Below are 19,615 nucleotides of genomic sequence, written 5' to 3'. Positions count from 1 at the left end.
TAAGACTTATGCTTTCCGAAAACCTGTATTCTGTTGATTCTATTTGAGCATATAAGTTTGGACTTCTTGTAAGATAAATTTTGAATGAGAGTAGTAGTTAAAACAAAGCTGTTCAATTGAGGCGTTTTGAAATATCCACTGATCGTTTAAGCCTTTCTTCGTGTCAATTTATTCAAAAGACTCAAAGTTGTGCCAATGCATTATTCATATTTTAGAGGTTAAAGAGATTATGAGAGATTTTCTGAACATTCTTTTTTAGAGCTATTTTTTTACATTTGAGTTAAACTAACTTTTACCCTTATGATCAAGAAGATACTATTGGCTCTATTAGTAGTCTTGCTAATTATTCAATTCATCAAGCCGGAAAGAAACGTTTCTGATACGCTCTCAGAAAACGATATTACAACTAAATATGATGTTCCTGAGAATGTCAAAATTGTTCTGGATAAAGCATGTAATGATTGCCATAGCAATAATACCAAGTATCCATGGTACGCTAACTTACAGCCTGCCGCTTGGATATTAGCTGACCACATAGAGGATGGTAAAAGGCATCTGGATTTCTCAGAATTTGCTGCTTATGAACCATGGAAAGCTCATCACAAATTAGAAGAAATAGCTGAAGAAATTGAAAAGGATGGTATGCCCCTTGATGACTATGTATTTATGCATAAAGAGGCTGACCTAAGTGATGAGGAAAAAAGAACTTTAATTACATGGGCCACGGGTTTGATGAAAGTCATGGAAGCAGATAGCACCATTGATCTCACCAGGCCTCAGCGAAAGCCTTCAGCAGAGTCACATTAATTTATCCCTCGTCTATCCCAATCACCAAATCCCCGTTCCGCTCATCAGAAAGAGATCAGTAGAACGGGTCTTTTTTTGTAAATTGAGATTTCAACAATACAACATTTCACAGTTATGTCAATGTTACTTTTTCTGGGTTTGGCAGCCCTTATTGCCAGTTTTGTAGTCAATAACCCAAATTCTCCAATTCAAAGACTCTCCGGTATAATAAGAATCGCTGGTATTGTCTTATTGATTTTGGGGGCTTTGGCCAAAGCCGTAGTTCAGATTAACCCTGGGCAGGTGGGCGTACAGAGTTTATTTGGTAAGGTCAAAGATAACACCTTGAAAAGTGGTCTGAATGTGGTTAACCCATTGGTAGAAGTTCATGAGTTTGATATAAAAACGCAGAACTACACCATGAGCGGTATCACGGATGAAGGGCATAAAGGAGGAGATGACGCAATCAGAGCTTTATCAAAGGATGGTCTTGAGGTAACTATTGACCTTACCGTTCTTTATAGAATTATTCCTGAGAGTGCCCCATCTATTTACAGAGAGCTAGGCAAGGCCTATAGAGATGTGATCGTGAGGCCAATAGCCAGAACCAGAATTAGAGATTTAGCAGCCAATTATGAGGCGGTTTCTCTTTATTCCTCAAAACGCGAAGAGTTTCAAAACAAGATTTTTGATGCTATAGAGAAGGATTTCACGCAGAGAGGATTGGTGCTGGAGCAATTATTAGTTAGAAATATCACCCTGCCGGTTTCAGTAAAAGCGGCCATCGAGTCAAAAATAAACGCTGAACAGGAGGCTCAAAAAATGGAGTTTGTGCTTCAAAAAGAAAAGCAGGAAGCAGAGCGTAAGCGTGTGGAAGCTCAGGGTATAGCAGATTATCAAAGAATATTGACCTCAACCATTACAGACCGACTATTGAAGTATGAGGCTATTCAAGCCCAAAAGGCTCTTGCGGAGTCAGAGAATAGCAAAATGGTTATTCTTGGAGGAAAAGAGAGTAATCTTCTTATCTCTCCTTGATGGCTATACGTAAAGTCTTAAAACAGTGGAGGCCGCCCAATTTGGGTGGCCTCTTTTATTACACTGGATTATTAGTCTTGTAAGCACAAGATCTTAGTTGCAATCATACTCATAGCGGAGTATGTTGCTGGTGAGTTCTCCTTTATTCTCAATGATGTATTCACCTGTCATTGGGAGTTCTCTTTTATCGTATTCAAAAATGATTTGAGTCGTTTGATTGATGACGCCGTCTTCATCATATAGTTTACCGGCCACCAGGTTATTTTTACCCATGTAGGCAAAGAAGTTATTGGCTACGCCAACAAAGCCCAAACAGACATGCCTGAAAATGGCAGGCATAAACATGGGTTTATCATCATAGCTGTCGCCTTTAAAAACAAGCTTTTCGGGCTCATTATCAATAGAAGAGTAAACGGCAGAAACATTATTGCCACTGTAACTTATCCTTGTAAGACCCTCTACCTGGCTACCGAAAAATTGAACCGTGGTTTTCACGCTGACTACCTTATTATCTTTATAGGTAAAGACATTTTTCATGAAAGGAAGGCCGCCAATTGAAGTATTGGTTTCACTGATATGACCCGTTTCTGGATCATAGCTGTAGTTGACATCCATTTCCTCCAGGTCCTCATTGTTTTTGATTTCAAGCGTCTTAATTCTTGAACTTTCATCGTATCTGATGCCTAAAACCATCTGAGTTTCATCATTGAAATACATTCGGGTAAGCTTCTCGCCTACATATTCGAAGTTCCTCCAGGATGTTCCATCCGGTTCTATAAGAGCTATCACAGGACAGGCCGCACTTTCCAGCAGCTTATCGAGTTTTTTCTTTTTTCTACAAGAGAAGGTTACTAAAACCAGACAACTCAGCAGAAGGGTTTTGCTGAAATATCTTCTCATTTCTTTTTTCCGACAGTTTGATAAAATTATCCTCAAGAATGATACCGAAAACTCATTCTCATCTTACTTTATATGCAGTAGATTAGATTTTGTGGACTTGATTTTATTAAATTCATGACATGAAGAAGTCTTGAAATTGACTATTGGGCGTCTAATTGGTGTGTTTTGCTGCTCTATGATAAGGAACAGATATCTCATGAAAGAAAAATTCTTAACTTGCCAAGACAAACAATAGTTTGAAAAGACTTTACATGTTAATCCTAAAAAACCACGGTTAAATAACCCAAATGGCAAAAATCCTAGTAATTGATGATGAGAAGAGTATCAGGGATGCCCTAAGAGATATTCTGGAATACGAAGGGTATCAGGTAGATGAAGCTAAAGACGGACAGGAAGGCCTGGACATGGTTCTCAGTTCACCATATGATGTAGCACTTTGTGATATTAAAATGCCAAAATTAGAAGGGCTTGATGTTCTTTTAAAGGCAAAAGAAGAAGGTTCTGTTACACAATTTGTAATGGTTTCCGCATTTGGGAATGTAGAGAATGCTGTAGAAGCCACCAAGAGAGGAGCCTTTGACTTTATTACTAAGCCGCCTGATCTAAACAGACTTTTGGTTACCGTAAGAAATGCCATTGAAAAGGCAAATGACGTAGAGGTTATTAAAACGCTGAAGAAGCGTGTTTACAAGAAAAATGAGATTGTCGGTGATTCTGCACCTATCCTGAAGGTAAAGGAAACAATCGACAGAGTAGCTCCTACGGAGGCGAGAGTGCTTATTACCGGGCCAAATGGTTCTGGTAAGGAGATGGTTGCCAAGCAAATTCATGATAAGAGTAGCCGTTTCAAAAAGAAATTGATAGAAGTAAACTGTGCTGCTATTCCTTCAGAACTGATTGAATCAGAGCTTTTTGGCCATGAGAAAGGGGCTTTTACTTCGGCTATAAAACAACGTATAGGGAAGTTCGAGCAAGCTGACGGCGGTACACTGTTCCTTGATGAAATCGGGGATATGAGTCTCTCAGCTCAGGCGAAGGTACTTCGTGCCCTGCAAGAAGGAAAGATCACCCGTGTAGGTGGTGAAAAGGAGATAAGTATCAATGTACGTGTGCTTGCAGCAACGAACAAAGACTTGAAAAAGGCAATTGCCGAGGGAGAATTCAGAGAGGATTTATTCCATAGACTGAATGTGATTCCAATTCATGTACCGCCGCTGAAAGAAAGATCAAGTGACATTCCATTACTATGTGATAAGTTTCTTCAGGATGTTTCTGAGGATTATGGTGATGCCATGAAGTCATTCTCAAAAGAAGCCATGGAACACATGATGAAAATGGAATGGACGGGGAATGTGAGAGAATTGCGAAACGTAGTAGAGCGTTTGGTAATTATGTGTGGTGAGACCATTCAAATAGATGATGTGAAATTATACGCCGGTATGGGCGTTTAATGGATTGATATTTTTAATTTGAAGTGAAACATCGAGAGGTGTTTCACTTTTTTTATTTCATTCAATGGGTAAGCTAGTTTCCGAACCCATATACATAAGCCTATGAAGTTTCCAACGGCACATACAGTTTTATTAATTATTGCAGCATTCGTAGCTGTAATTACATGGTTGGTTCCTGCTGGTCAGTATGATAGACTTCATTATGATGCCTCGGCAGATAGTTTTAAAGTCACAGGATCAGAAGAAAAAACATTGCCTGCTACGCAACAAAGCTTAGATGAATTAGGTATTAAAATACCGCTTGAAAACTTCACTGAAGGAGATATCTGGAAGCCCATAGGTATACCTGGAACATATAAAAGAGCTGTGGCAAATCCGCAGGGTGTCATTGAGTTTTTTCAAGCACCGCTTAAAGGTATTGAGGAGGCTATTGACATTATTTTGTTTGTATTAATTCTTGGCGGAGCTATTGGTGTGGTTCACACCACCGGAGCTTTTGATAGTGGAGTGACCAGTCTCTCAAAACTGCTGGAAGGCAAGGAGTATCTTTTGATCATTATTATTACTTCATTGATAGCAGCAGGCGGAACCACTTTTGGTCTGGCAGAAGAAACAATTGCATTTTACCCCATTTTGGTGCCCGTTTTCTTAGCCGCAGGTTATGATGCCATGGTCGCTGTGGCATGTATTTATATTGGTTCTAGTATGGGTACTATGGCGAGCACGGTCAATCCGTTTAGTGTCATCATTGCATCAGACTCTGCAGGTATCAACTGGCTGACTGGTATTAATGGCCGGATGATGATGCTTTTCGTGGGGCTTTCTTTATGCCTGTGGTATATTTTGAAATATGCACGTAAGGTCAAGCGAGACCCGTCAAAGTCGATCATTTTTGATCAAAAAGAAGAATTAGAACAGCGTTTTCTAGCTAAGCAAAACCAAGTAGCAAGTGCCCTTTCAGGTCGTCAAAAGATGATTTTGGTTGTTTTTGCTCTTTGTTTTGTGATTATGATCTACGGAGTCTCCAGTTTGGATTGGTGGTTTCTGGAAATGACCACTGTCTTTTTTGTGGGAGCCATTATCATGGGTGTGATTGCCAAAGTAAGGGAGAAGGCCTTTGTCAAAAACTTCATTAGCGGTGCAAAGGATTTGCTAAGTGTTGCTCTTATTATTGGCGTAGCAAGAGGTATTACTATTTTGATGAATCAAGGTCAGGTTTCTGACACATTGTTATATCAAAGTTCTCTTTTAGTAGAGGGTATGCCTAAAGGGCTGTTTATCAATATGCTCTATTTCCTTTATACGGGTTTGGCTTTATTTGTTTCATCCTCTTCAGGAATGGCAGTTTTAACCATGCCGGTTTTTGCCCCGCTGGCAGATGTGGTGGGCATTGGGCGAGAGCTGATTGTCAATGCCTATATGTATGGGCAGGGACTTTTTGCTTTCATAAACCCTACGGGTCTAATACTGGCGTCACTCACAGTTGTAAATGTCGGTTATAACAAATGGCTGAAGTTTATAATGCCCTTACTCATCATTCTTGCCGTTTTGGGAATGATTGCACTCACCGCCGGTGTTTATTTGTAAAGCATAACCATGACACAGAAGCTCAGCGATCAATTTTGGTCTGAAAGATATATCAATAAACAGACTGGTTGGGATTTAGGAACAGTATCCCCACCCATAAAAGCATATATCGATCAACTATCAAACAAGGATATCTCAATTCTGATACCTGGCTGTGGTAATTCTTATGAGGCCGAGTATGTACTTTCTAAAGGGTTCAAAAAGGTAACTTTGGTAGATATTTCTGAAGTTTTGGTAGCACAATTGAAAGGCAAATTTGCAGCCGAAATTGCAGAAGGTCGCTGCGAGGTAATTCATGCTAATTTCTTTGATCTAAAGGGTACTTTTGATCTGGTCATAGAACAGACTTTTTTCTGTGCCATAGATCCGGATTTACGTAAAGAGTATGCTGTTAAAATGGCTGAATTGCTGGTGAAAGGAGGCAAGATAGCCGGAGTGCTTTTTGAAATGAACAAACCTGATGGTCCTCCATTTGGAGGAAACCGTGAGGAGTATAAGACGTACTTTGAGCCTTATTTTGAAATAAAAACAATGGAGCCATGTTTTAACTCCATTGATTCAAGGGCTGGGAAAGAGTTATTTGTATTACTTCAAAAGTAATTTGATAACTTAACTCAGTATAAGGCCAGCAAACTTCTTAATTGGCTATTTACCAAACGAAGGTTTTCTAACTGCAGCTTTGAGTAGAATCATTTCGTTTCGAAGGCTTTCTAATGACTTAAGGGCTTGTTTTAATTGCAGGTTTTCCTTCTCCAAAGTTCTGGTTCTTTCTTCTAAAGCTTTTATTGCAGCAAAAGCAACGCCATCAAAGTCGGCACTGGCAATTAAGGTATCACTACCTATAGTACCAATTGCATCATGACCGAAATGTTTATAGAAATCCTGAGCCATAACTCCCCAGTGTCTGTGTTGAGATGGGTCTTGTGTTTTGTAATTCCAGGTGCCAACCCGCATTTGAGCTACAGCATTTAGCACTTCTTCGCCATTTGAGGGAATAAAGTTTTCCTTTAACGTGCTATCTGAAGCTGTGGACCACGAATTATCTCCCGCTAGCATTTTGGCACCTACGGAGGCTGCACCGTCAGTATAGAGATAATATCCGTTTCTAAAACGCATAATCATTCTATTCGCCACATTAGCGTAATGAGTTGATACTCCAATAGGCGAGTCTCCAATCATAAATGTACCATCTTTATTATTTGTATTCATATTCCCACCCATACTTGTGGTATATGACCCGGTAGTTTCGCAATAATTACAGAAAGCTTTAGAATGTGTGCCTGAAGAAATGGCATTATAGCCTATGGCAATAGAGCCACCAGAAGTGGCTGTGGTATTTGAACCAAATGCATAGGAATGGGAGCCAGAGCTTTCAGCATTATTGCCAATGGCAATTGATTCATACCCACTTGCCAGTGCAGAATGTCCTATAGAAATACCTTTATGGCCTTCGCTTATACAAGAATCGCCGATGGCAACTGAACCGTATTCTTTCGCAATGCTACCGTTGCCAAATGTGATAGAGTTTCTCCCGGTACTGTCATATTCCATTTTTGAACCGCTAGAAATAATAAACCTATTTAAATTGGCATCATAGACCATTTTATTTCCATTTACGATATTATTCGGCGATATAGTACCAAACTCCTCAGTTTCCTGAACAACAAGCCCATTACCATAGACATCCAATTGATAATTGTTGGTGCTATTGCCATTTAACGTTTGACTCCCGGGTGTAATCATAACAGACTGGGCAAAACCAGTAAATGTAATTAGGGAGATGAGAGTGATTTTAAAAAGGAGTTTCATGCTATGTTGTTGTTTTTATTTACTGATAGTCACTTATTTATAATCGATATAAGTGACTGGTACAAAACAGTTAAATGTCAGGCATTCTTAAAATACCGTAAAGGTGTAATTTCTGTTATTGGCTTGTCAAATACTCCTTATTTTACCTAATTGGGATAGAAAACCACTTTAATGAAGCTCTTAGCCAGTAAACTTATTTTAATTCTGTGTCTCTATTTTATTAGTAAACCATTAAGTGCCCAGCTAAACACAGAGAATCTTGATCAGTGGATAGAGGAGGCTCCTTTTTTCGACATACAGAAAAGAGATTCTATTCTTACTTGGGCAGATCAGTTAAAGAAAATTGAGAATAGCCCAAGGGCACATGCCTATTCTTTCCGTCTTATGGGTTTGCATGAAGAGTTTGATGAAAAAATGCCCGATGCAATCGGCTTTTATCTCAAGTTTCTCGAGTTATCGAGGTCATCTGGACAGGTTTCAGATGAAATGTCTGCCACTGGAGATATTGTGTACATTTATATAACCACAAAGCAATATGAAAAGGCTAAAAAACTATTGCTGAATTTTACCCAAAGGCCTGACAAGGAGCGGCTGAACCAGAAGAAATTGTCAGTATTCTATAATAATCTGGGTATATGTTATAATAATCTCAATCAGCCAGATAGTGCAGTATTAATGTATGGCAAGGCGTTAAAAATTAAGGAAGCCATTAACGATCAGAAGGGAATGGCAGATTTGAGAATCAATATGAGTTCTCAGCTGATGAAACAGCAAAAATTCAGTGAAGCTTATGAATTGACCATGTCGAATATTGAGTATCTAAACTCGATAAAAAACGATCAGGACTTGTGGTATAATCTGATCAATATGGGTGGAATTCTAAATGGTTTGGGCAAGTATAAAGAGGCCGAAAGTTATCTCAAAAAGGCACTGGATTCAGCTTACAGTAAATCGAGAAAGCAAGAGGCTTTAGAAAATCTTTCTAATTATTATTCAGGAATAGGAAAGTATGAGCAAGCTTATACTACTTTGGTACAAAGTGAAAGACTAAACAGTGAAATCATCAATGAATCTACAAACGAGAAAATCGCCGAATTAACTGAGGCGTATAAAGCTAAACAAAGAGATCTTGAGAATTCACTATTAAGCTCGGAGTTGAAATCCGCTCAAAACCGACAATTTGCCTTTATACTCGGTTTGATTCTATCATTTGCCTTAATAGGAGTTCTACTTTGGTTTTATCTGAAAAACCAGCAAAAAAATAAACTGATAGCCAGTCAAAATGAGGGCCTTTTAAAGCTAAATAAAGAAAAAAATGAATTAATGGCGGTAGTTTCTCATGACCTTAGTAGTCCTTTTACGGCGATTAAGATTTGGAGTGAGAGCATGAGGTCTAAACCAGAAGCGGAGGTCTTGGCCAATAAGATAAGGCAAGCGGCAGTGGGAGGTTTGCATACAATTGGGAAAATGCTAACCATAGATAAAAATGAGATCTTTGATTTAGAGATGGTGCAGATTGATTTGGCTGAACTATTGAAAGAATTGAATCAAAGTTTTGAGCCAATTGCCACCAAAAAAGGAATTGAGTTAGATTTTACAATAGTACAAGATAGAGAATCAATATTAAGCGATAAGGAGATGCTTTCTCGTGCCTTATCAAACCTACTCTCTAATGCCATAAAATTTTCACACCCGAATAGTATTGTAAATATCCGGACAGATGAAAATGACGGACACCTAGAATTTGAGTTCAAAGATAGGGGGGTAGGTATACCTGAATCTGAGCAGGAAAATCTATTTAAGATGTACTCCATGACTAGTGTAAAACCTACTTCTAACGAAACCAGTAATGGTCTGGGTCTATTTATCGCCAAAAGAATAGGTCAAGAGTTGGGTGGTTCATTAGACTTTGTAAGTAAACCAAATGAAGGCTCTGTCTTTACCTTATCTATTCCTGTCTTATGATAAAACTTGCCATTGTAGATGACCATGAGCTTTTTTTACAAGGCCTGGAAAGTATCCTAAACAAGCAACCTGAATTAGACGTAGTCGAAACCTTCTCAAATGGTGCTACTCTATTAGAAAATATAGATTGCTTGGAGATCGATATTTTACTTCTAGATGTTCAGTTGCAGGACATTACCCCAAGAAACCTTCTTAAAGAGATAAGAGCAAAAAGGTCTGGGCTGCCTATTCTGTATCTGACAATGCTAAGGGGAAGTAGAATCATTCGCCAGTTAGAAAAAGAAAGTATACAAGGGTATGTTTTGAAAGATATTCCGCTTGAGAATTTGATAAAGGCAATTGAAGAAGTGGCTAAAGGCAAAACCTATTTCAGTGATGAAATTTACTTTCTGCAGAAAGGCATTCAAACCAATACCGTAACCCATCCTAAAAATCAGCTTCAAGAGTTGCTGGGCAAAAGAGAATATGAAATACTGGAGTTGATTTGTAAAGAAATGAGCAATGCTGAGATTGCAAAAAAGCTTTTTTTAAGTGTTGGCACAGTAGATACTCACCGCAAAAATATTATCCTCAAATTAGGGGTCAATAATACTGTAGGCCTCGTGAAGTTTGCCATTCAAAATGGAATTTTGTCTTCTGATTGAATCTGAATCTTATCTTTTAAATAAAGAAATACAACTTCAGTTCTTTGCTCATCATTGCTTAAAACGTATCACCTCTTTACGCTTCTAACATCCTAAGAGAAAGTAAAGCAAATTTCTCATTCAATATAAGCTACCCTCGTCCCACTTCAATAAATCCAAATTCCTATTTTTGCACCGCAAAAAGACCAGAATAAATGGATTTAGTACGTAGACCAAGAAGAAATAGAAAATCTGCCGCTGTGAGAGCTATGGTAGCAGAAAATTCATTAAGTGTAAATGACTTTATCTTTCCCATGTTTGTCATGGAAGGAAAAGGCGTTAAGGAAGAGATTAAATCTATGCCTGGTATCTTCAGGTTTAGCATCGATGAGCTTTTAAAGGAGCTGGAAGAGGTGGTTGAGCTTGGAATAAAATGTATCTGTCTTTTTCCTAATTACCCGGAGGAGAAGAAAGATAAGCTGGCCTCAGAATCTACTGTGGAAGGGACCTTATATTTAAAAGCTATTGAGGAGGTTAAAGCCAAGTTTCCTGATTTACTAATCATGACAGACGTAGCGATGGACCCATACAGCTCTGATGGTCATGACGGCATCGTGGAAGATGGAGAAATCTTAAATGACGAGACGGTAGAAATCCTTTGTGATATGGCTGTAGCTCAAGCTGAGGCTGGTGCAGATATCATTGGACCATCTGATATGATGGATGGAAGAATAGGTGAAATCAGAGAAGCTTTGGATGATGCCGGGTTTACCGATGTAAGCATTATGGCTTACACGGCTAAATATGCCTCGGCTTTTTATGGTCCGTTTAGAGATGCTTTAGATTCTGCTCCAAAATTCGGTGATAAGAAAACATACCAGATGGACCCGGCCAATGTTCAGGAAGCCATCATGGAAGCCGATATCGATTTTGATGAGGGAGCTGATATGATGATGGTGAAACCTGCTTTTGCATATCTGGATGTAATCAAAGCATTAAAGACCAATTTTGATATACCCATTACGGCATATAATGTCAGTGGCGAATATGCCATGATCAAGGCCGCAGCACAAAATGGCTGGCTGGATGGTGAAAAAGCTATGATGGAAATGCTACTTAGCATGAAAAGAGCCGGGGCAGATATTATCCTGACATACTTCGCTAAAGAAGCAGCAGCTATTTTAAAGAAAGGGTAATTTATTTGCCTGCTATGGCTACTCGGCTGAGAATCTTTTCGATAATATGCTCAGTAGTAACACCATCTGCATCAGCTTCATAATTTAAGATGATGCGGTGATTAAATACGTCATTTACCAAAGGTTTGATATCGTCAGGTAGTACGTAGTCTCTGCCGTCAAAAAAGGCGGTGGCTTTGGCAGCATTATAAAGGGCAATTCCCGCACGAGGAGAAACACCAAACTGCACGTAATTAGCTTCTTCATGCAGACCATACTCACCCGGGAAACGACTGGCAAATACCAGCTCCACAATATAGCGTTCCAGCATATCAGAGATTTCTACCTTATTGATCTCTGTTCTGATTTGAAGAATTTCTTCAGCACTTAAAAGCTGCTCAGGTGTATAATCCCAGTCAAGATTGGTCATTCTTCTGAGTACCTCCAGTTCGCTTTTTTTATCGAGGTAATCTACGAAGATTTTCATCATGAAACGGTCAACTTGTGCCTCCGGAAGCGGATAGGTACCTTCCTGTTCAACAGGGTTTTGAGTAGCCATGACCAGAAAAGGTCTGTCTAATTGATATGTTTCAGAACCAATGGTTACTTGTTTTTCGGCCATAGCCTCAAGTAGAGCCGACTGAACTTTAGCCGGGGCTCTATTGACCTCATCTGCCAAAATAAGATTCGAAAAGATAGGCCCTTTCTTTACCTCAAAGTCACCCGATTTCTGATTGTAAATCATGGTACCGATCAGATCGGCTGGCAGGAGATCAGGGGTAAACTGCAATCGTTGAAAATTCAGCTCCAGCACCTTAGAAAGCGTATTGATCGTTTTGGTTTTGGCAAGGCCCGGTACACCTTCCAGTAGAATGTGACCACCTGTGAAAAGACCAATCAGTAGTCTGTTAACCAGGTAATCCTGGCCTACCACCACTTTGCCGACTTCATCGAAGACGCTCTGAATTTTCTCTTGAAGTTCTCCTTGTTGACTCATTTAGGGGTGAAATTAGTGAATAAAGGCTGATTTTAACGATCTAGCCCCAAATTGCCTTAACAAAACGATCTCTACCATAGAAATCTTTGATTATTTCTACACTTTGATATTCATATTGCTCAAAAAGTTGAGCCGTTTCTTTACCCAAATGACTATTGATTTCTGCCAAGATATAGCCTCCGGTCTTTAGGGCCTTTTGTCCATACTCCGCTATTCTTCTGTAAAATACCAAAGCATCATCATTTGGAACGAAAAGTGCCAGATGAGGCTCGTGTTCCAGCACATTGGCCTTCATATCCACCTTTTCCATATCTTTTATATATGGAGGGTTGCTGATGATTAGATCTATTTGATTGGCGGCAGGAAAATCTTTCAAAAAGTCAATGGCTGAGAATTCCACTTGAGCTTTTAATTCTTTGGCATTTTGCCTTGCAATAGAAAGAGCTTCTTTTGAGATATCAATGGCTTTGACTTTGGCATTTGATAATTCTAACTGTAAAGAAATGGCAATACAACCGCTACCCGTGCCAATGTCGATGATAGATGGCTCTTCAATATTCAATCCTTTGACCAGGTCAATAATCTCTTCAGTTTCAGGTCTGGGAATCAGAACATTTTTATCAACTTTAAATTTTCTTCCTCTGAAATAAGTGAAGCCTACAATCTGCTGGAGTGGCTCATTGAGGTTGAGTCTCTCAATGTATTCTTGCAACAAGAGCTCATTTATCAATACAGGCTTGTTGATGGCAATGTCCATTTTGGAAATAGAGAAAGCATCTTCCAGCAGTAAAAACGCAATTGACTTCTTCTCCGATTCATCATCAAGTATCAGCTCTGCTACAGTTTGATCAAAAACGTTTTTGGCTCCTAAATATGACATAAAAAAAGAGGCATGTGCCTCTTAAAAAATGATGTCGGCAGAGCAAAATTCTGCCGACTAATACGATTATAATGGTCTTATCCAAATATTTCTGAACTGTGTTTTATTACCATGATCTTGAAGGTGAATAACATCGTCACCATGAGCTTCAGGATACATATGAAGGCCTATGTAGTTAGTTAAACCAGTGATGGTTACATTGTTTTGTACTACTACACCATTTAAGAATACGGTGATACGTGCAGGGTAGTCCAGACGACCATCTTCTTTAAATCTTGGTGCTGTATAAACTACATCGTAAACATTCCAGGAAAGAGGGTCACGCATTGGGTTTACCAGAGGGGCATGGTCTTTATAAATTGATCCTGCCTGACCGTTTCTGTAGGTTCTGTTATTATAAGAATCCAGGACTTGAAGCTCATAACGATCCTGGAAAAATACACCAGAATTTCCTCTTCCCTGACTTACGCTTTCTACTTTATCTGGAGCAGAGAATTCTAAGTGAAGCTGGCAGTCTCCAAATTTCATTTTGGTTTTGATATCTCCAGAGCCTGGCTTTACTTCCATGTGGTCACCCACAATTGTCCACGGTGCCGGTTGGGAAGGGTCTTTGCTGCTAACCCACTGATCCAGGTTACTTCCATCAAAAAGAATAATGGCATCAGATGGAGCATCTCCCAGCTTTGCACCCGGAGTCACTACGGCTACTTCAGGTTCCCAGATTTCGGTCATTTCGGGCTTCATAGGCATTGGTGAAACCTCAGGAGGAGTACTGGAGTACTGAGCTGAAACTTGAAAAGCAGTAGCTAATAGAGCTGCAGAGAGCAACGTCTTCATATTTTTCATAGGTTGATTACGGTTTTGTGTTTAATTCTTCAAACTTACAAAAAGCAGTTTAATCTGCCAGTAGATTTATTCGTGTTAAAAAGAGTTCTACGCCTTTTCTTCCCTCAGCCATTAATGCCAGTTTTTCATCTTCCGGTACTTTACGTGGTTTCGGGCTTATGCCCAAATCATTGATGTAGATGGTTCTATCTACATCTTTTGGATGTGCCGGGCTTACATTTCGCATCAAAATACTGGCTAAGGCAGACATGTAGCTACCGAAATCCTCAATCTCGTATGGGGCAATTCCGTAGCCATTTTCCAGCTCCTGATTGATTTGTTCTGGTCTGTCTAGTCTCATTCCTATAGTTTCAGGATTAAACATATCACAGTACTCGTCATCACAGGCGGGGATGTAAATTGACTTGTCAAAGATCTCCACAGGATAGTTCATCAATATTCCACCATCCACAAAAAGGTGACAAGGATCGTCTGGAGTAGGCTCCTCAATGACCTTCCCTTCTTCATTGAGCCAAAGGGCTTTATAGTAAAGCGGAATGGACATAGAAACGCGTACGGCGTCTGCAATTCTCATATTTGGGTGAGTTTCATGAGAGAAAACCACCGATTTCTGAGCAGATAAATCAGCCCCCACCACATATAAATCTCTGAATGGGTAACTCTCTGCCAGCTTATGTAGCTCGGCAAAAGTAAGGTCAATATTACCTGTACGGTCATAGATAAAGCCCTCAAGTGTGCTTAAAAAACTCTCACCTTTATACCAGCCGTACTGGTTCAAGAGTCTTTTGGTGCCCCGAGGCACGAAACCGTCGTCATTAAATGATTCAATCGGTGTATTGGCGGTAAGCTCTGTGATTTCCTCTGCAGAATAGCCTACCGCAATGAGACAAGCTTGAATAGCACCAGCAGATGTGCCTGCTACACGAATAATATCTTTAAGTACACCTCGGTCTTCCAGTTCGGCCAATGCTCCTCCGTATGCAATTCCTTTGATACCACCTCCTTCAAGAACCAGGTTACGGTATTGAGGGATATACTGTGCATTGGTCTGTTTAAAGCAGAAGAAAAGGCAAGTCAGAAAAAGAAAAGTAGTTCTCATAGTTCTGTAATCAATCACTTTTTAACCAATTATAAAAGATAGCTTAGAAATGTTTCAATTGATGGACTTACTTTTGTCAGCGGTTTGACACCAATATCCTGATTTTAACACAAAGGCAAGGCCTCAAATAGTAGTTCTGATCTTTAATGTTTTCAAAACAATGAAGATGAACGAAAAGTAAACCCATGAAAATATCTTTAGTCACTATTTGTTTTAACTCTGCCGCCACCATAGAAGATACCATCCTCAGTGTGCTCGGTCAAAAGCATAAAGATATTGAGTATATCATAAAGGATGGAGGCTCTACTGACGGTACCATAGACATCCTGAAGAAATACGAAGACAAAATCACATGGGTTTCAAAACCAGATCAGGGGATTTACAGTGCCATGAATCAAGGGCTTGAACTTGTCACCGGAGAGGTAGTGGGTTTGCTGAATTCTGATGACTTTTATGCCGATGAAGAAGTACTAACTAGAGTGGTCAAGATTTTTGAAGATCCGACAATTGGAGCAGCTTATGGTGATTTGCAATATGTTGAGTACGATGACACTTCAAAAGTGACGCGTAACTGGGAGGCTGGAGAATTTAAAAGGGAATATTTTCTAAAGGGATGGATGCCACCTCATCCTACATTTTTTATCAGGAAAGAGTATTACGATAAATACGGTTTATTCAACCCAGATTTTGTTTCTGCCGGTGATTATGAACTCATGCTAAGGATGCTTTATAAACATCAGATTAATACAGCCTATATTCCTGCAGTGCAAATCAAAATGAGAGCCGGTGGTATTAGCAATACATCGCTTAAAAACAGGATAAGAGCTAATAAAGAGGATCGTAGAGCCTGGAGAATTAATGGGCTAAAGCCCAAATGGTATACTCTTTGGTGGAAACCACTTTCAAAGCTCGTGCAGTGGATTTAATCAATCTCTGAGATCTTGATCTGTTGACCTCTAAATTCAAAAGCTTCTCCTGCCTTCTTTCCTTTTAAGGCTTTACCTATTGGAGATTCCTCAGAGACCACCATTATTTTGTCTTTGCCTAGCGTGATAAAACCAATGCTTACGGCAATATAGATTTTTCCGATCGTGGTTTTGACTAAAGAGCCCACGGTGATTGAGTTATTGATTTGATCACTTTTGATATTGTCCAGAACTGCCAATTCATTTTTGGCTTCAGCCGCCTGGCGGGCATACATATCCCGGTCGTTTTGAGCCATAGCTCTGCCGGTCTCATATTTATCGCCGGCAGAGCTTTTGGTTTCTTCATTGGCAGCAGCTTGTGCAGCCTTCATTGCTTTATCAGCTTCATCTAATCTAAGCTGAACCTTTTGGCGTACAGCCAGTATAATTTCCTGTTTCACTTATCGTATTTGACCGTTGCCCAATACCACCCATTTCTCCGTTACCAGTTTTTCAAGGGCAAATGGCCCTCTGGCATGCAGCTTTTGAGTTGAAATCCCTATTTCAGCTCCTAGCCCAAATTCTTCACCATCAGTAAATCGGGTAGATGCGTTATGATAAACGCTAGCGGCATCTACTTCTTTGATGAATCTTTTGGCGAAATCATTATTCTCAGTGATAATGGCCTCAGAGTGTCTTGAGCTATTATTCTCAATATGCTCTAATGCTTCGTCTAAACCATTTACCGTTTTAAACGAGACCTTAAAGTCTAGCCATTCTTTACCAAAATCATCCTCACTTGCCTTTTGAAGGAAGGGATATCCGGCTTTCTCAAAAACAGGGTAGCTACTTTCGTCGGCGTACACTTCAACATTATATTCTTTAAAACCGTCCAGCACTAGCGGAATCACATCAGAAATGATTTCTTTATCTAGCACAGCACAGTCTAATGAATTACATACAGAAGGGCGAGTCACTTTGGCATTGACCAAAATATCTGCCGCCATCTGAGCATTGGCAGTTTTTTCTACATAAGTGTGGCACACACCCGCACCCGTTTCTATGGTAGGTATTAGAGAATTCTCTCTTACATAGTTTATTAGGCCTGCCGAACCACGAGGAATCACCACATCTACGTAGCCTTCAGCATTTAAAAGTGCAGCTGTGTAAGCTCTGTCTGTAGGCAATAACGTAACTATCTCTGCTGGTAAGTTATTTTGCTTCAGTACGTCATGAATGAGTGAGACCAATACAGTATTTGAGTAATGAGCTTCCTTTCCACCCTTCAATACGGCAGCATTTCCTGAGCGTAAACAAAGCGAGGCTACGTCTACGGTTACATTTGGTCTGGACTCATATATAATTCCAACTACACCTAGAGGATCAGCTATTTTAGATAGTTGAAGGCTATTGGGTAAGGTTTTTTCTAAAAGGACTTTGCCAACGGGGTCTTCCAGATTTGCTACTGCTTTAAGAGAGTTTGATAGCCCTTTTATTCGCTCATCAGTTAGGAGCAGTCTGTCGTATTTTGGATCAGATTTATCCATTCTGTCCAAATCCTTTTTGTTCTCTATTTTAATCTGCTCACTGTTCTTTTCAATCAGTGCTGCCAGCTCAACGAGAAGTTTAGATTTGCCTTCAGAATCAAGTCTTCCGATCGATTTTGAGGCTTTTCTACTTTGAATAAAAAAATTAGTTGCTTCTGTTTCTATCATATCACTGCAAAGGTCTTAAAAATTTATACCAAGCCATAGATAATGCCTCATTTCTCAATTAAGCTCCTTATTTTTGGACTAAACAATAGATATAAAGTAGACCTAAATAAAAACCCATGTTAACAGAAAAGGATCTGGCACAAATAGAGAAAAGAGGAAGTGATGTAGAGACGGTGCAACAGCAAATTGAAAATTTTAAGAATGGCTTCCCCTTTATCAAAGCTAAAAAAGCTGCCACTATTGATGATGGGTTAATCAGGCTAAGTGATGATCAGAAAGATGAGTTGGTAGAGCTTTTTGATAAGGAATCATCTAAAAAGAAGCTACTGAAGTTTGTGCCTGCTTCTGGTGCGGCTTCTCGTATGTTTAAGGCTCTTTTTGCCGCTAAAGATGAAGGCAAAAAAGATGAGAAGGTTCAGCAGTTTATAGACGAGATCAATGAATTTGCTTTTGCTGAAAGTTTGAAGAAAGTGACCGGGGGTAAAACCGATGATCAGAGTCTATTGAATGGACTTCTGAACGCAGATGGCCTTGACTATGGAAGTTTGCCAAAAGGACTCCTGGAATTTCATAAATATGATGATGGTACCCGCACCGCCGTTGAAGAACACATGGTAGAAGGTGCGGCTTACGCCAATAGAAACGGAAGAGTAAGGATACATTTTACGGTTTCTCCTGAGCATAAGAGTAAGTTTAAGGCTTTGATAGGTGAAGTGAAAAACGCCTATGAAGAGAAGTTTGGTGTTCAGTTTATCTTTAGTTTTTCTGAGCAAAAGAAAAGTACTGACACTATTGCTGTGAATATGGATAACACGCCTTTCAGGCTTGATGATGGTTCTATTCTTTTCAGGCCGGCTGGTCATGGGGCTTTACTCGAAAATCTGAATGACCAGGATGCCGATGTGATTTTTATTAAAAATATTGATAACGTAGTACCGGATCACCTCAAAGGAGAGACTATTACTTATAAAAAAGCCTTAGCGGGCTTGTTGCTTCAGGTACAGAAGAAGCTATTCAACTTTGCCCGCAGGCTTGATAAAGATGAGGTATCGGATTATACCAGACAGAAGGCCCTCAGCTTCTTGAAGAATGAGTTGAATGTAGCTCCGCCAAAAGGATTCAGAAATTGGTCAAACGAGGACAAGCTGGCTTATGCCAAGGAAAAAATCAATAGACCTATTAGAGTCTGTGGTATGGTAAAAAATGTGGGTGAGCCCGGAGGAGGTCCTTTCTGGATTGAGAATGGCGATGGCTCACAGTCCACTCATATTCTGGAGTCAGCCCAGTTTAACTTTAATAGCAAAAGGCAATCTGAGATTTTCAATAACGCTACCCACTTTAACCCGGTAGATCTGGTAGTCTCAACTAAAAACTATAAGAAAGAGAAATACAATCTATTAGAGTTTAGAGATCCGCAGACTGGTTTTATTACTGAGAAATCTATGAGTGGTAAGGCCCTAAAGGCCCAGGAACTACCCGGCCTGTGGAATGGCTCTATGGCAGATTGGAATACGCTTTTTGTAGAGGTGCCTCTCATTACTTTTAATCCGGTAAAAACTGTGAACGACCTGCTCAGAAAAGAGCATCAACCTGCTTGATTAGATAGTTAGACATTTTTTGAAATTATAACCTAAAACCCTGCTTCAATGCCTTTGGAGTAGGGTTTTTCTTTGAATAGTACAGTACTACATTCAAATCGTAACGCAAACGTTTGCAGACTTAGAATTAGTCTAAATATCTGTATTACAGCAGTTTATGCTTATTTATGTAATTGGTGTACTGAGTGATATTTAAAAAAATGGTCTAGAAATGCTTTTAAATTGTTTGTATTTTTTAAAG

18 protein-coding genes are annotated in these 19,615 nt (G+C 39.6%); 10 read left to right on the top strand and 8 right to left on the bottom strand.

Annotated features, from left to right (window positions below; all coding sequences use genetic code 11):
• Positions 1-300 precede the first annotated feature (300 nt).
• Positions 301-807 carry a heme-binding domain-containing protein gene (locus ACUXV0_RS09345; protein ID WP_446189281.1) on the top strand — a complete coding sequence of 169 codons (507 nt, stop codon included), beginning with the start codon at positions 301-303 and terminating at the stop codon, positions 805-807.
• 114 nt (positions 808-921) lie between these two features.
• Complete coding sequence (locus ACUXV0_RS09340; RefSeq protein WP_446189280.1) at positions 922-1,824, top strand: prohibitin family protein; 903 nt, start codon at positions 922-924, stop codon at positions 1,822-1,824.
• 93 nt (positions 1,825-1,917) lie between these two features.
• Here ACUXV0_RS09340 and ACUXV0_RS09335 read toward each other — a convergent pair whose 3' ends face one another.
• Positions 1,918-2,724 carry a hypothetical protein gene (locus ACUXV0_RS09335; RefSeq protein WP_446189279.1) on the bottom strand — a complete coding sequence of 269 codons (807 nt, stop codon included), beginning with the start codon at positions 2,722-2,724 and terminating at the stop codon, positions 1,918-1,920.
• 287 nt (positions 2,725-3,011) lie between these two features.
• Here ACUXV0_RS09335 and ACUXV0_RS09330 point away from each other — a divergent pair, with 287 nt between their 5' ends.
• The 3 genes from ACUXV0_RS09330 (at position 3,012) to ACUXV0_RS09320 (ending at position 6,362) form a co-directional block, all read left to right on the top strand.
• Positions 3,012-4,175, top strand: coding sequence for a sigma-54-dependent transcriptional regulator (locus ACUXV0_RS09330; RefSeq protein WP_446189278.1), 1,164 nt, complete (start codon positions 3,012-3,014; stop codon positions 4,173-4,175).
• Positions 4,176-4,277: 102 nt separating this feature from the next.
• Entirely contained in the window at positions 4,278-5,762 is a 1,485-nt protein-coding gene (locus ACUXV0_RS09325) for a YfcC family protein (protein ID WP_446189277.1), read from the top strand.
• A 9-nt stretch (positions 5,763-5,771) separates the two neighbouring features.
• Complete coding sequence (locus ACUXV0_RS09320; protein WP_446189276.1) at positions 5,772-6,362, top strand: methyltransferase domain-containing protein; 591 nt, start codon at positions 5,772-5,774, stop codon at positions 6,360-6,362.
• Between the two features lie 45 nt (positions 6,363-6,407).
• Here the strand turns inward: ACUXV0_RS09320 and ACUXV0_RS09315 are convergent, their stop codons facing one another.
• Complete coding sequence (locus ACUXV0_RS09315; protein ID WP_446189275.1) at positions 6,408-7,571, bottom strand: tail fiber domain-containing protein; 1,164 nt, start codon at positions 7,569-7,571, stop codon at positions 6,408-6,410.
• 171 nt (positions 7,572-7,742) lie between these two features.
• Here ACUXV0_RS09315 and ACUXV0_RS09310 point away from each other — a divergent pair, with 171 nt between their 5' ends.
• The 3 genes from ACUXV0_RS09310 to hemB all read left to right on the top strand — a co-directional run bounded on the left by ACUXV0_RS09310 (position 7,743) and on the right by hemB (position 11,355).
• Positions 7,743-9,536, top strand: coding sequence for an ATP-binding protein (locus tag ACUXV0_RS09310; protein ID WP_446189274.1), 1,794 nt, complete (start codon positions 7,743-7,745; stop codon positions 9,534-9,536).
• Complete coding sequence (locus ACUXV0_RS09305) at positions 9,533-10,180, top strand: response regulator transcription factor (RefSeq protein ID WP_446189273.1); 648 nt, start codon at positions 9,533-9,535, stop codon at positions 10,178-10,180. Before ACUXV0_RS09310 ends, ACUXV0_RS09305 begins: the two co-directional genes overlap by 4 nt.
• 194 nt (positions 10,181-10,374) lie before the next feature.
• The gene (gene hemB, locus ACUXV0_RS09300; protein ID WP_446189272.1) at positions 10,375-11,355 is read left to right on the top strand and encodes a porphobilinogen synthase; all 981 of its coding nucleotides are present in this window, start codon (positions 10,375-10,377) and stop codon (positions 11,353-11,355) included.
• 1 nt (position 11,356) lies between these two features.
• Here the strand turns inward: hemB and ACUXV0_RS09295 are convergent, their stop codons facing one another.
• The 4 genes from ACUXV0_RS09295 to ACUXV0_RS09280 all read right to left on the bottom strand — a co-directional run bounded on the left by ACUXV0_RS09295 (position 11,357) and on the right by ACUXV0_RS09280 (position 15,156).
• Complete coding sequence (locus ACUXV0_RS09295; RefSeq protein WP_446189271.1) at positions 11,357-12,331, bottom strand: AAA family ATPase; 975 nt, start codon at positions 12,329-12,331, stop codon at positions 11,357-11,359.
• Between the two features lie 40 nt (positions 12,332-12,371).
• Positions 12,372-13,211 carry a peptide chain release factor N(5)-glutamine methyltransferase gene (gene prmC, locus ACUXV0_RS09290; protein WP_446189270.1) on the bottom strand — a complete coding sequence of 280 codons (840 nt, stop codon included), beginning with the start codon at positions 13,209-13,211 and terminating at the stop codon, positions 12,372-12,374.
• 66 nt (positions 13,212-13,277) lie between these two features.
• On the bottom strand, positions 13,278-14,048 hold the full coding sequence (locus ACUXV0_RS09285; protein WP_446192807.1) for a 3-keto-disaccharide hydrolase: 771 nt from the start codon (positions 14,046-14,048) through the stop codon (positions 13,278-13,280).
• A gap of 58 nt (positions 14,049-14,106) precedes the next feature.
• Entirely contained in the window at positions 14,107-15,156 is a 1,050-nt protein-coding gene (locus ACUXV0_RS09280; protein ID WP_446189269.1) for a patatin-like phospholipase family protein, read from the bottom strand.
• Between the two features lie 185 nt (positions 15,157-15,341).
• Here ACUXV0_RS09280 and ACUXV0_RS09275 point away from each other — a divergent pair, with 185 nt between their 5' ends.
• On the top strand, positions 15,342-16,082 hold the full coding sequence (locus tag ACUXV0_RS09275) for a glycosyltransferase family 2 protein (RefSeq protein ID WP_446189268.1): 741 nt from the start codon (positions 15,342-15,344) through the stop codon (positions 16,080-16,082).
• On the opposite strand, the gene ACUXV0_RS09270 is transcribed toward ACUXV0_RS09275, so the two are convergent.
• Positions 16,079-16,522, bottom strand: coding sequence for a transcription elongation factor (locus ACUXV0_RS09270; RefSeq protein WP_446189267.1), 444 nt, complete (start codon positions 16,520-16,522; stop codon positions 16,079-16,081). The genes ACUXV0_RS09275 and ACUXV0_RS09270 overlap by 4 nt on opposite strands.
• Positions 16,523-17,776 (bottom strand): glutamate-5-semialdehyde dehydrogenase, encoded by a 1,254-nt coding sequence (locus tag ACUXV0_RS09265; RefSeq protein ID WP_446189266.1) that lies wholly within the window; start codon positions 17,774-17,776, stop codon positions 16,523-16,525.
• Positions 17,777-17,892: 116 nt separating this feature from the next.
• Between ACUXV0_RS09265 and ACUXV0_RS09260 the strand changes: the two genes are divergently transcribed.
• On the top strand, positions 17,893-19,374 hold the full coding sequence (locus tag ACUXV0_RS09260; protein WP_446189265.1) for a DUF4301 family protein: 1,482 nt from the start codon (positions 17,893-17,895) through the stop codon (positions 19,372-19,374).
• Positions 19,375-19,615: the final 241 nt, after the last annotated feature.

The sequence above is a fragment of the Jiulongibacter sp. NS-SX5 genome (assembly GCF_052828545.1).
This window is presented reverse-complemented; position numbering and strand designations above follow the sequence as displayed.